The organism is Candidatus Nitronauta litoralis (assembly GCA_015698285.1).
Lineage (GTDB): Bacteria > Nitrospinota > Nitrospinia > Nitrospinales > Nitrospinaceae > Nitronauta > Nitronauta litoralis.
This window is the reverse complement of record CP048685.1, coordinates 3,313,161-3,325,758: the sequence shown is the minus strand read 5'-3', so window position 1 is coordinate 3,325,758 and position 12,598 is coordinate 3,313,161. Positions and strand designations below refer to the sequence as shown.

Annotated in this window: 14 protein-coding genes; 6 read left to right on the top strand and 8 right to left on the bottom strand. The window is 43.2% G+C overall.

Features of this window, described 5'->3' with window-relative positions; all coding sequences use genetic code 11:
• Window positions 1-37: 37 nt before the first annotated feature.
• Entirely contained in the window at window positions 38-418 is a 381-nt protein-coding gene (locus G3M70_15150; GenBank protein QPJ63138.1) for a DUF2203 domain-containing protein, read from the bottom strand.
• A 751-nt stretch (window positions 419-1,169) separates the two neighbouring features.
• On the opposite strand from G3M70_15150, the gene G3M70_15145 reads away from it, so the two are divergent.
• Both G3M70_15145 and G3M70_15140 read left to right on the top strand, forming a co-directional pair.
• Window positions 1,170-1,625 carry a hypothetical protein gene (locus G3M70_15145; GenBank protein ID QPJ63137.1) on the top strand — a complete coding sequence of 152 codons (456 nt, stop codon included), beginning with the start codon at window positions 1,170-1,172 and terminating at the stop codon, window positions 1,623-1,625.
• A gap of 737 nt (window positions 1,626-2,362) precedes the next feature.
• Window positions 2,363-2,788, top strand: a complete 426-nt coding sequence (locus G3M70_15140) for a DUF1566 domain-containing protein (GenBank protein ID QPJ63136.1) — start codon at window positions 2,363-2,365, stop codon at window positions 2,786-2,788.
• 4 nt (window positions 2,789-2,792) lie between these two features.
• Here the strand turns inward: G3M70_15140 and G3M70_15135 are convergent, their stop codons facing one another.
• Together G3M70_15135 and G3M70_15130 are read right to left on the bottom strand one after the other, a co-directional pair.
• The gene (locus tag G3M70_15135) at window positions 2,793-3,152 is read right to left on the bottom strand and encodes a sulfite exporter TauE/SafE family protein (GenBank protein ID QPJ63837.1); all 360 of its coding nucleotides are present in this window, start codon (window positions 3,150-3,152) and stop codon (window positions 2,793-2,795) included.
• A 4-nt stretch (window positions 3,153-3,156) separates the two neighbouring features.
• Window positions 3,157-4,380 carry a dicarboxylate/amino acid:cation symporter gene (locus G3M70_15130; protein ID QPJ63135.1) on the bottom strand — a complete coding sequence of 408 codons (1,224 nt, stop codon included), beginning with the start codon at window positions 4,378-4,380 and terminating at the stop codon, window positions 3,157-3,159.
• A 117-nt stretch (window positions 4,381-4,497) separates the two neighbouring features.
• On the opposite strand from G3M70_15130, the gene G3M70_15125 reads away from it, so the two are divergent.
• Window positions 4,498-5,793 (top strand): citrate synthase, encoded by a 1,296-nt coding sequence (locus tag G3M70_15125; GenBank protein QPJ63134.1) that lies wholly within the window; start codon window positions 4,498-4,500, stop codon window positions 5,791-5,793.
• 23 nt (window positions 5,794-5,816) lie between these two features.
• Here G3M70_15125 and G3M70_15120 read toward each other — a convergent pair whose 3' ends face one another.
• Window positions 5,817-6,158: an ATP-dependent Clp protease adaptor ClpS gene (locus G3M70_15120; GenBank protein QPJ63133.1), complete on the bottom strand. Its 342-nt coding sequence runs from the start codon at window positions 6,156-6,158 to the stop codon at window positions 5,817-5,819.
• A 54-nt stretch (window positions 6,159-6,212) separates the two neighbouring features.
• Here G3M70_15120 and G3M70_15115 point away from each other — a divergent pair, with 54 nt between their 5' ends.
• Window positions 6,213-7,172 (top strand): DUF3108 domain-containing protein, encoded by a 960-nt coding sequence (locus G3M70_15115; protein ID QPJ63132.1) that lies wholly within the window; start codon window positions 6,213-6,215, stop codon window positions 7,170-7,172.
• Between the two features lie 14 nt (window positions 7,173-7,186).
• Here the strand turns inward: G3M70_15115 and G3M70_15110 are convergent, their stop codons facing one another.
• The 3 genes from G3M70_15110 to G3M70_15100 all read right to left on the bottom strand — a co-directional run bounded on the left by G3M70_15110 (window position 7,187) and on the right by G3M70_15100 (window position 8,903).
• Window positions 7,187-7,531 (bottom strand): helicase, encoded by a 345-nt coding sequence (locus tag G3M70_15110; GenBank protein ID QPJ63131.1) that lies wholly within the window; start codon window positions 7,529-7,531, stop codon window positions 7,187-7,189.
• Between the two features lie 6 nt (window positions 7,532-7,537).
• Window positions 7,538-8,233: a hypothetical protein gene (locus G3M70_15105; GenBank protein ID QPJ63836.1), complete on the bottom strand. Its 696-nt coding sequence runs from the start codon at window positions 8,231-8,233 to the stop codon at window positions 7,538-7,540.
• 292 nt (window positions 8,234-8,525) lie between these two features.
• Window positions 8,526-8,903 carry a YraN family protein gene (locus G3M70_15100; GenBank protein ID QPJ63835.1) on the bottom strand — a complete coding sequence of 126 codons (378 nt, stop codon included), beginning with the start codon at window positions 8,901-8,903 and terminating at the stop codon, window positions 8,526-8,528.
• A 48-nt stretch (window positions 8,904-8,951) separates the two neighbouring features.
• Here G3M70_15100 and G3M70_15095 point away from each other — a divergent pair, with 48 nt between their 5' ends.
• Complete coding sequence (locus G3M70_15095) at window positions 8,952-9,377, top strand: hypothetical protein (GenBank protein ID QPJ63130.1); 426 nt, start codon at window positions 8,952-8,954, stop codon at window positions 9,375-9,377.
• A gap of 10 nt (window positions 9,378-9,387) precedes the next feature.
• On the opposite strand, the gene G3M70_15090 is transcribed toward G3M70_15095, so the two are convergent.
• The gene (locus G3M70_15090; protein QPJ63129.1) at window positions 9,388-10,131 is read right to left on the bottom strand and encodes an isoprenylcysteine carboxylmethyltransferase family protein; all 744 of its coding nucleotides are present in this window, start codon (window positions 10,129-10,131) and stop codon (window positions 9,388-9,390) included.
• Between the two features lie 257 nt (window positions 10,132-10,388).
• Between G3M70_15090 and G3M70_15085 the strand changes: the two genes are divergently transcribed.
• Complete coding sequence (locus G3M70_15085; protein ID QPJ63128.1) at window positions 10,389-12,596, top strand: sulfite reductase; 2,208 nt, start codon at window positions 10,389-10,391, stop codon at window positions 12,594-12,596.
• Window positions 12,597-12,598: the final 2 nt, after the last annotated feature.

Sequence of the window (12,598 nt, the reverse complement as noted above, 5' to 3'; positions counted from 1 at the left end):
GTTACCGAAAACAGGGATGAAGCGTTTGTCACCCAGTTTATACAGGCTGTCTACCACTGAAACCTGTATCCAGATCGTGCCAATATTCAATTTTGGTTTCAGGGTATTTCCAACAAAGATAGACTTCTTTCCCCTCCCGAATTGATAAAAAATCGACCAAACCCTGTTCTACACCTTTCAGGTCGGCACCCATCTCATCCAATTCCTTTTTAAGACGCTGGTATCTGAGGACGTGCTCCAGGTAATCAGCCCCTTGCATACTCCCCCCATTAAACTTGGACTGTCTCCATGCATTTCTCACATCCGGATAATCCTGACTCATAGCGGCATGTAATCGCTGCATGCAAGGTAGAATTTCCAAAAGTTTAGGAACAAACTGATTGGCCTCTTCCAATGTGTAATATTTTTTTTCGTTCACGCAATACCTCTGCCAGTTTTGATTCAAGATTTTCAATTATTTTCAAATAATTCAAGCACTTCTTTGCATATCTTAATGTTAATTCAGATATGATTTGGGCTCGCGCCAATACAAGAAATTTATGAAAAACAAAACAGCAATATCATAAACTCAATGTGGGTTCAAATTTCACAGGTTGTCATGGATAAAAATAACACATGAACTGAAGCTATTATCTTTAAGTATTTCTTATCCGGGATGCCGACTTAAAAAACCTCTGCATACGAGCACCAAAACCAAAGGAGGGTTAGTCTGATAACAACTGCGCCTTAAAACCGGTCTGCGAAAACGGTCAGAGGTCTTGATCGCTTTGTTGCTTAAGTTCCTTGGGATGATTAACGTTGTATCAAATTATCCCGATTATGCAAAGCTTTCCAATTAAACGACGTCCTTTGAAATCAGAATTACCACGAAAATTTAAAAAAAAGCTGATTTCCTTATTATTTTCAAATAGTTAAACTCACAATGGTTTAAAACCCCTGTTTTATCGGAAAACTACATTCGAAAACCCGGTTTTGCTTTGTTTTAGGGAGTTTTGTGTTGACAAATCATCTACAAAATTATAAATTGCGCCTGTAAACTTATAGAAGAGTATATTTTAGCTCTTAAGGTAGGTTGACTTACTACTTTGATAACTTTCCTGCTTTCACGTAATTCATTCACTTTGTGAATTATTAAATTAATAGAGTTAACATTAACAGGGGAGATTACAATGAAAAAGAAAGCTTTGTTGTTTGTTGCAAGCTTCATGGTTGCTGGTTTTATGGGTTCCAGCTCCGCCATCGCTGACAGTGTTGTTCCTGGCACAGTAATTGGTGTTGATCAGAGTGTAATGGGGGTTGGCAAAACAATTATGGAAATGGGAAGTGCTGACCGTGCTTATTCAAGGTCTCTGATTGCCAAATCTGGTGCTTTGCTTGCAAACCAGGGCGGTTTGTCCGGTGTTAATACTTATTTCCAGTTTGGTTCTTCTCAGACCGATCAGTCTTGGAAAGCCCAGCGGACCGTTGAAGAAGCTTCAGTACGTGGCCTCGTTCCCGGTGACTGTCAGGGAGACAACTCAGACGACGCATATCGCAACGCGATGAATCAGAGTCGTGATGGTTTCATGAAAGAAACGCTGGTTCCAAACAGCATGTGTGCTGATAACCATCCCACATTGAAGTAAGCTAAAGGAAAAGTTCCTCAGGGTGCAAAACATCCGGAGAGTAATTCATAGAAAAGCCGGTAGACAATGTCTACCGGCTTTTTTTTATTCCCCAATCAATCTTCAAAAAGTCAGCCTTCTTAATTCAGTTTAAATTATTTATTACTTTGATTATTTTGAGAAATAATAAGTGTAAAAAAATTGAAGCAAAAGTTCTCCTCTCCACCGGCTTTTTTGTTTTTTTTATGTTGTTTTTTGCTTTCAACAGTTCTTTCGGAAAAGAATTAATTTCATTAAACCAATACAAAACAAAAGCCATCGCAGTTGATAACCCGCTAGACATTACCCAATTGCAACGCGGAGCTGTCTTCCAGGTCAATACACCTGGTTTTATTATCCAGTTTTTTCTGAATGGAAAAAGCATTATTGGAATTGTGCTAAAGCGAGATAAGCGTTTTCCAATTCATATCCGCTGGTGTTTTTTTCGAAGCTGTGAACAAAGCGTATACGACTACAAATCGGTATTAGCCCAGGCATACCAGAAGCCTTTTAATGAAGACTCATTTCAAGTCCGCTTGCCAGCCCGGTTTTCCTATAGGTTTCACGGACTACATTTTACAAATGGGCCTCCACCATTTTTTCTAGACTAAATTTGTTATAATGCAAAACAAACACAAAGAGGCTTTACTATATAAGTTTTAAATTAAAGCCCGCGAAAATATATTTCAAAAATTTCTAGTCTGTTGCGGAGGACGTTAATGGCAGATTCAAGGTTCACAGATAATGGGGATGACACAATCACCGATACCCAGACCGGGCTAACCTGGCTCAAAAAGGACACCCGGCAGTTGCTCGGTAAATGGCGAAACCTGGAACAGTGTAAGGCTTATGCCGAAGACTTGAACCAACAACAATTTGGTGGAAAAACGGATTGGAGAGTCTGTTCCCTTGAAGATATTAAATCAATATTTGATAAAAATTGCCAAATGAAAGCAAAAGGAGGAGATATGATTCACCTCCCTCCAATATTCGAACCAGAATGTGCTGATGTAACCTGGACTGATACAGTGAACGGAGATCGCGCAATGATGTTTAATCTCATAAAAGGCCGCTCAAACTGGATCAATAAACTGGGAGAAGGCCCCTTCGCCGCCCGCCTTGTAAGTGGTGAACGAAAAACCTGATCCTTCAGGCAGCACTGCGAGTCGTCCAGAATAACCAACAACCAATTCCAATTATCAAACAGGCAAATCCCCGTTTAAACATGATTTCTGGAACCTGCTGCAATAGAACAGGTCCTATTTGCGCCCCGACAACCCCGCCTACAGCCAGTAATAGCCCCGTCTTCCATTCTATATTTCCAAATCGACCATGGGCTGCTAAAGAAGAAATAGCAATTAGAAAAATAACCAGAAAGGAAGTTCCAACGGCCAATTGGGCTTTTTTTCCCATGTAAATTAAAAATGGGACCACTAGAAACCCACCCCCCAAGCCTGAAAGGGAAGACAATACTCCTATTAACACTCCAAATAGTATCAGGATTAACAATTCTTCACCCTCCTTCCACATATTTTTTTTCCAGTTCATCTACAACCGCAACTCCTACCGAATCTCCCCATACGTTTACGGTAGTTCGACATCGGTCCAGAAACCAGTCGATCGCCAATACCATCCCTATCCCTTCGAGAGGAAGACCGACAGACTGCAAAACTATAACCATGGTCACCAGACCTGCCTCCGGAATTCCCGCTGCTCCAATAGCTGCCAATGTCGCTGTCAAAAAAATGATGAACTGCTGCATAACACCCAGCTCAACTCCAATCATCTGGGCGATAAACATTGCCGCCACCGCTTCATAAAGAGCCGTTCCATCCATATTTACCGTTGCGCCAATAGGCAGGACAAACTGAACCATACGACGGGAAACCCCGTTTTTTTCCTCTGCGCATTCCATAGTAACCGGCAAAGTAGCAGAGCTGCTTGCTGTGGAAAAAGCAGTCGTCAAGGCCTCCACGACATTTTTCATATACTTCACAGGGTGTCGACCAGTGAACTTCCAAAGTATTAGAGGTAAAACAACAAACGCATGGACACCTAGGGCCAGGAGAACGGTCAGGACAAATTTTCCTATTTTTAACAGCTCTGCAAAAAACGCGTCTCCCCCACCAGCGGAACCCAGTTTCGATGCTACAAGGCCAAAAATCCCAATGGGTGCAAGATACAAAACCAGATGCACCATTTTCATAACAGCTTCATTTACGGTTTCAAAAAATCCGATTACTTGTCGCCCCTTTTCGCCAAGGGTTGTCAGAACACCGCCAAAAATCAGAGAAAAGACGATTAAAGGCAAGATATCCATCTCCGCCATCGAGTGGATCAAATTGGGGGATACAACGCTAAGCAGGATGTCGACAAAGCTGGTGTCCTTTTTCGCGTGTGCCGATTCCGGAACTTCAGCATCAAGAACAACCCCTACTCCTGGCTGCAAAAGGTTTACAAAAATCAGGCCCAGGAATACAGAAATGGCAGTCGTAATCATGTAATAGCCAATAGTGATCCCCCCCGTTTTTCCCATTTTGGTGACATCACCCAGACCCGCAACTCCCACAATCAGAGAAGAAATGATAAGTGGAATCACCATCATTTTCAGCGCATTTAGAAACAACTCTCCCATCCAGGCTACTGAGCTCATAGCAGTTCCAAAAAACCAGCCACAAACCAGCCCCAGGCTCACACCAAACAAAATAAAATAAAGTAATTTATTTGAAGATTTCATAGTCCAGACATTTAGAAAATAAAACGTATTCTTCTTCTATCCCTATTTATAATGGTTATAATTAAAAGGAAAGAACTGTTAATTTATAACTTCATTTTGATATCTTGGGGGCCATTAATGGGTGATTCAGTTCAGGTCAGTTATGAAGGCAAAACGTACACCTTCCCTGTCCTTGAAGGAACTTGCGGTGAAAAAGCATTCGACATCACAAAATTACGCAACGAATCAGGACTGATTACTTTTGATCCTGGGTTTATGAGTACAGGAAGTTGCAAAAGCGATATCACTTTTTTAGATGGTGAAAAAGGCATCCTGCTTTATCGCGGAATCCCGATTGAACAACTTGCCGAGAAAAGTAATTTTCTCGAAGTGTGTTACCTGCTCATTTATGGAAATTTACCCAATAAGGACCAACTCGATTATTTCAACTACAATATCACCCACCATTCCATGGTGCATGAGTCAATCAAAAACCTTTATGATGGGTTTCCCCAGAACCCTCATCCAATGGCAGTTTGCAGCACTATTGTCGGATCATTAGCCACTTTCTATCCAGAACATCAGGTCAACGTCCGGGATGAACGGGAAATCGAAATTTCCATTCATCGTCTACTTGCAAAGTTGCCAACCATTGCCGCTTACAGCTACAAGAAGTCCATTGGGCAACCTTTACCCTATCCCAAAAACTCGCTTAATTACACAGAAAATTTTCTCCACATGATGTTTTCTAATCCCTGCGAGGATTTCGAATTGGATCCAATTGCCGCCAAAGCTCTCGATGTTTTGTTAATGCTTCATGCCGATCATGAGCAAAACTGTTCGACCAGTACCGTAAGGCTGGTAGGCAGTTCGATGTGCAATTTATTCGCTTCTATTTCAGCAGGAATTTACGCACTTTGGGGCCCCCTACATGGAGGAGCCAACCAGGCGGTAATCGAAATGCTGCAACGTATTCACGATGACGGTCGTGAGGTTGAGAAGTTTGTTGATATGACTAAAACACCTGACAGCAATTTTCGCTTGATGGGTTTTGGTCATCGGGTATACAAAAATTTTGACCCCCGTTCCCGAATAATCAAGGACCTGGCTCATAAAGTTTTTGAAAAGTCTGGCGTACATGAGCCCCTGCTTGAAATCGCTCTCAAGCTTGAAGAAATTGCATTGAAAGATGAGTTTTTCATTGAACGAAAACTCTATCCCAATGTGGACTTTTATTCTGGGCTAATTTACAAAGCTCTCGGGATACCCGTCAATATGTTCCCGGTTATGTTTGCAATAGGAAGACTGCCAGGTTGGATTGCCCAGTGGAAGGAACTACAGGAAGATTCTGATTTCAGGATCAGCCGACCCCGCCAGGTTTATACTGGGCCGGCAAAGACGGATTATGTTTCATTGGAAAAAAGATCCGGGTAGACCAGAGAGACCGGGGAGGCTAATTAAACGGGTTCTATGGTACAGCGGAATGGGAAGCCTTCCATTTTTGCCGCAGTATGGACCTGTTCTACTTTAAATTCAGCCCGTTCGAGAGGAAGGGTATCAACGTGAGCAGACCCACTGTAATGAACCTCGTACGTAAGGCTTTCAGCAGTTTTAATATCTTTTACAAAAACCTTGACCAGAATACGGATTACAAACTCCATAGTCGTCACATCATCATCCCACATGATGACGCGGTACAATGGCATATAGCCGGTTTTAAGGCCAGTTTCTTCATCCTGAACAACCTCAGGCAATTCTTCCACAACACCGGAAGTTATCGGAGTCAGTGCACTTTTCATAAATTAAACGGTTTGGAAAGTTAGATGATTATGATTTTAATCCAAAAATTTATTATGGAACCAATCCGCATTTTAATAGATACAACCCATGTATTCAATCCCTTTGTCCCAATTTTCAAATCCCCTTCTGTGTTCTCCACAAGAAACCCCACAGGTTTCAGGATTTCCGATGCTTTTTTACGGGTTCTTTTAATTGGACTGGTCTGGATAGGGACGTTCGCCCCGGTAACGGGAATTGCGGAAACTGAAACTACTCAGAAAAAGGGACTATATAAAGGATTTAAAGCAGAAGGAGATATTCGCCGTTTTGAGGGGGAACAACTCCTCTTCGATATAAGTTTTATGTTTTTTGATAATGCTGCCACAGCCCACGTCCGGTTTTATGAAAAAGATGGCCGTTATTTTTCAACTTTGAAGGCCGAGACGAAAGGGTTCGTGGGTTTTGTCACCAGCCAAAGAAAACATTTTTACAAAGCCACATTTGATGTTTCAAAGGACGGTCGCCGGGTATTGACCCGGAAATTTGAACGGGAAGTCAAAATTGGAGATGATGTCGAGAAAACCACACATTATCTGGATTACACCAATAGAAAACATTTCTGGTTTAAATACAATAACGATAAGTTGACCGAACAGGAGACAGAAGTTATTCCTGAGGGGAAATTTTACGACGATATTCTCGCCTCATTTTATAATTTTAGAAATGGGGTTTACGGCCCACTGATCAAAGGGCGCCGATATAAAATTGACACTATCCCTGATAAGAGTATGAAAGATATTTCTGTCTATATCCTCCCTGAGGCAGAGGAAAAAAAAATTCGTGAAGAACAGGATCGTCCTAAAGGTGATGAATATCTTTTGAATGTGGTGATCCCGAAGGAAATATTTAAAACCGATACCGGGGAACTGCTGTTCTGGGGATCCCGCCATTTTGTTCCGCTAGAAACTAAAGTCCTGAATTACGTTTTACTTGGGGATTTGCACGTCAAACTCAGCAAACGCGTCCAGAATTAATTTTCTTCCTTCCCTTAAACATCAAAAGTAGGCAAAGGTGGGTCGCTCCAGACATTCACTTCTGTTTTATCATCGAGGGTTACGGGACCAAAAGTTACTGAATAGGGCTCTGTATTTTCACAATTAAAATCGACCTTTATCGTTTTAACTTCCCAATCGCCCTTTACCGGACCTATCAGGGTCATGCTATGAGCAAAACTGTTCACCTGGAAACCACCTGAAATGGTTTCCCCGGGTCCACAACCACCTTCAACATTTTCCAATGGTACCTGATGGTTATTGATGGAAAACATCACGGGTCCCTCCGTGCCCTTTTCCCCGGTTTCAATGGTCATTTTAAAATCTAAAAGTCTAGGCATAGGTTATCAACTGAAGTAAGGGTTTTGACCAGCAGCGTGATCGGTTTCATCATATATCGCCCCAACAAATGGAACCGATTTTCGAAATGCTCCGTGAATCCCCTGCTTAAGGGTCAGGTCAGCAGCACTGCAGCCCTGGCATCCCCCTCCCATTTCAATGGTCACAGAATTGCCTTCAACCTGCCTGAGGGTAATTTTCCCTCCATGCCCTGCAACGCCAGGGTTAACTTCGGTATCAATTACTTTCTGGATTTCCTCTTTTATTTTTTCCTCAGGTGGCATTTCATCCATTATCTTTTTTGCAAGAACCTGTTCTCCATCCTTCAAGGTCTCTCGGATCATTTTTCCAATTTCGGTAGCAAGCGGCTTCCAATCAGAATGTCCTTTTTCCTTTTTTGTTACGGTGGCTGTAGAATCGTGGATCAAAAGGGACTCCAGTTCATCAAGACTGAACAATTTTTCCGCAAGAGCCGATCCCTCGGCACTTTCAAAGGAGGGAAAATACCACGAGTGCCCGGGAAACAAACTACGATTGACCATGAATTTACAGGAGTCTCCTTCACGTGAAGGCTCGGCTTTAATTCTGATTTCACCATCATCTGCCGAGGCCTCTTCCTTTTTGGTAATAATCACCGGGGCCTGAATTATTGTCCGCTGTAAAGGACGTTGGTCTTCTGCACTTTCCTCTCTGGGTGGCGTCATGGATGCCGGCGGGCTTCCAGCCGGTTGAACCTCTTCGACTGTTGCCTTCTCCGCCTCTTTAGCACGGATCTCTTCCGCAATCCTCGCTGCTTTCTGCTTATTATTTTCGGTTGGAGCTTTATCTTTATTTTTGCTGCCGCCGAATAAATTCGACAGTTTTTTTAGCATGGGTGTCATCCCTGATATCTCCTGGATTAAAATGGAAACACTGGCACAAAATTAAGATTCAATTATTATCAAAGGGATTCAAATACTTATCGAGCAATTCCTGTAAATTGTGATTTTTCAGAACTCATACATGAAACCTGAAGGCATCCTGAAAAAGTTCCAGTTTCCAGGACTTGGGATCCTCAGGAGCTCCTGTAATGGCAACCACGTCGAAGCGACAATCCCGACCTAATAGTCCATTACTGATCCGAAATCTCTCTGCAACCTGTATCAATTTCCTCTGCTTGGCTGAAGTAACTGCATCCAAAGGATGACCATGTTCATTGTCAGCCCTGCTTTTGACTTCAACAAATACCAGTACCCCACCCTGCTCTGCCACAATATCAATTTCGCCTGCTTTGGTGGTGAAATTAGTCTCCAGAATACGGTATTTGTTTTTCTTTAAAAACTTGACTGCCCTTTTTTCGCCATCCTGACCAAAACTAAGCCTTTTAAAAGTCATGATTCGAACCGATTGCAGACACTCCGACATACTGCTATTCTTTGCAGCATGGTTCTTAATTTTGAAGACATAACAGGCAGTGCCTTTATCATCTGGCTTATATTCACCGGACTATTTTACCTCGTTCTTTATATGGCCGTGCTCAATATTGCCGATGATAAATTTGGTAATAACCCCCTGAAAATCCCAGTCTTATTGGTTTTGTCGGGTCCCCTGGCCTTTCTTATTGCGATGTTTGACTACAACCCAATGATCTTGTTTTTTCTCATGGTTGGGTCAAATTACTTCCGGATTAAAAATCAAACTCATTTGCGCGGCACTCAAACACCCGTCAACAAGCCTCTATCCTATATTGCCAGTTTTGCTTATCTGGTCGCGCTGTACGGACTCGCTGCCTGGTTTCAACAACCCGTTGGTCTTGAAGGGGACCAAATTCCTTTATGGAAAACCTGGTTACCCGAAACTCCGCAGTAATTCGCAAACATCAATTACGCCAAGGAAACCACATCCCTGTCCTGCCTCTATAGAGCCTGTATTCCTCGCCAAATTGCTGCTTGAGAGCCTTCTCTTCATGATAAATTCTATACTGAAAACCACACCAGGCCACAATCAAACCGAAACTTCCTGCTAAAAAATCATGGGTGGTCAGGGCATAAGAAAAAATCACAACCATCATCGCTGTGTAGGAGGGATGGCGCATCCAGGAATATAATTGACCAGTCATCAACTTTTGTTCCTCACGAAAAACAATATCAAACTTAAAACCGGATCTTCCTAGCTGAAATACTGCTAAAACCCTGAATAAAGAACCTAATAGGAAAACAATCAATATCGTCCACCACTCATAGCAGGTCACTTCCACAATGTTACCCCGGGCATAATACGAAAGCCCAATCAAAGCCGCTGCAATAGGCAAGGTATGTCCCAGAAACTGTTTCACATGCGCACTGTCGAAACGGGCATCATTGGGTTTTACAGTCAACACAAAGATAACAAGTTCAATAACCCCGAATACTGTATTTTGAATTGAAACCAGAATCACTCTTGTCAGGTTAACGGGGTCAAAACCAAAAGGAACTAGAGGAACCAGATAAATAAGGCCCACAACAACCGTGTTGAAATTGTAATTTGCGTATAGTGAAAACGCGAAAACCAGACAATACAGCAGAAAATTGAACCAGACCCAGAAAAGGCCTAAATCATGGGCACTGAAGGAGGAAATATCCATAAACTCTCATTTTTTCGACGCTAACCCGGGGGGTGGTCAGCCATTAAAATACAGCTTAAATCCTTTAGAGGGTAACACCTGACCCTGTTTTTCAAGGCATTTTTGTTATATTATACAAGATCATTCGTACGGGAGGCTCTGCCACTTCGGCCGATTCCAAGCCGATCCGGTTTTCAGCACTTTTCAGTTAACTAAAGCCCCTCAACATCAATAAAAAAACGGTTTGCTTAAACGTTGTTAATACACAAGAGGACCCCATGGACAGTTCCGAACTTAAATCATTGAATGTTCCACCTGCTGTTATACAAGAGATCGAAGACTTTGCAACGGAAGTCGAACGTCTCACAACAGGAGAACTGGACGTCGAGGATTTCAAGCGGTTCCGTCTCCAACAGGGTATTTACGGCCAGCGTCAGGATGATGAGCAAATGGTTCGAACCAAACTTCCTTTTGGGCAGTACTCTGCAGATCAGTTGCGCTGTCTGGCGGAGTTTGGCGAAAAGTATTCAAATGGCATTCTGCATGTAACCACTCGTCAGGACATCCAGTTTCATTTTGTCAAAATTAAAACGGTGACGGAAGCTTTGGCCCTTCTTGCAAAAAGCGGCCTTACCACCAGGGAAGCCTGCGGCAACACCGTGCGCAATGTAACCGCATGTCACAAGACGGGAACCTGTCCCGACGAGCTATTCGATGTCACCCCGTACGCCAAGGCAGTGATGAGTTATCTAATCAGACATCCCCTGACTCAGAGCCTGCCCCGCAAGTTCAAGATCACCCTTGGAGGATGTAACGGATGCGGCCTTGGCCCAATTAACGATATCGGACTGAATGCCCGCGAACAAAATGGGGAACGTGGTTTTCGAATGCTGATCGGCGGAGGACTGGGGTCCTACCCAAAATCCGCAGAACCTCTATTTGAATTTTTACCTGTTTCGAAATTACTGCGGACTTGTGAAGCCATTGTGGCGGTATTTGACAAATATGGTGACAAGCAAAATCGGAATAAGGCACGCTTCAAATTTGTTCTCGAGCGTCTCGGGCTTGACAAGACCCGCGAACTCATTATGGAGGAATATGAGAAACTCGCGGACAGAAACTATCCACAGATTGAAGCGCCGGATGAAGTCGTTCCAAATATTCCACAGTTTAAAGACAATACCGATTTCGATCATGATCCCGAGTTTCAAGCCTGGGTAGCCCGCAATACCTTTGAACAGCGTCAGAAGGGTTTTTACAACGTTCACATAAAATTACTTCTGGGTGACCTCAATACCGTACAGGCACGAAGCATTGCAGACCTTGCCAGTAACTTTGCAGGCAGTAAACTGGTAAACACCGCGCATCAAAACATCATGATACCGTGGATTAAAAAAGGAGCACTGGGGCATGTTTATGGAATTCTGAAAGATCTGGGATTGCATAAAGCGGGCACTGAAGAACTTAAAGATATGACCAGCTGCCCGGGTTCAGAAACCTGTAACCTTGGAATCACTCACTCCCGAGGATTGATCGACCAGTTGAGCGACGATGTCGACAACGAGTTCACTGGAGATTCAGACCTTGACCACATCACCGTTAAAGCGAGCGGATGCCCCAACTCCTGCGGCCAGCACCATATTGCCGCCATTGGTTTTTCAGGATCAGCCCGCAAGGTAAACGGAGTTCTGGCACCGCACTATGAAGTCATGCTGGGAGGACGCATTGATGATAACAAGGCAACTTTTGGAGAAACGGTTGCCAAAATTCCAGCCAAAAATGCGCCCAACGCGGTTCGTCGTCTGATTGATGACTATAAGAATGCTAAACAGAATGGAGAAACCTTTCAGGACTACTACGATCGATTGGGCAAAAAGTATTTTGGAGTCCTGTTAGAAGATCTAAAAAGTGTTCCTCCAATTGAAAATTCGCCCGAGTCCTATATTGACTACCACTCATCTACCCGGTTTTCGCTGGATGACCGTGGTCAGGGTGAATGTGCCGGTTCGATAAGTGAATTAATTTCAGATCATATCTCCGAAGGTGAGCGCGCCCTGTTCCAATGTAAGAAACTACTCGAAAAGGGCGACTTTGCAGATTCAGTGAAGCAGGCACAACGAGCATTCATCTGTTGTGCGCGCGGTATGATGCACACTGAAGGGATCGACTTTTCGGATAATCTTTTGACCATTCAAAAATTTGAATCACTGATTGTGGACACTGGGATTGTTAATGAAAAACATTCTGGTATCGCAAACCGCTATGAAGCTTCTGCAGATGAAATGAAAGAAGCTATGGCCCGGGAATATCTTGTCGAAGCCGAGTCTCTGGTGGCTGAAAGCAAGGAAGCCTATCAAAAAATGAAAACTCAGGGTACCTTGCGCATCCGGGTTGAGAATAGCGATGAGAAAGATAATGATGGTCATACTCCCACCCGTGAAACTTTTTTCGATGTCACGCATGCAAAACATGAGGAAAAGGTATAAGC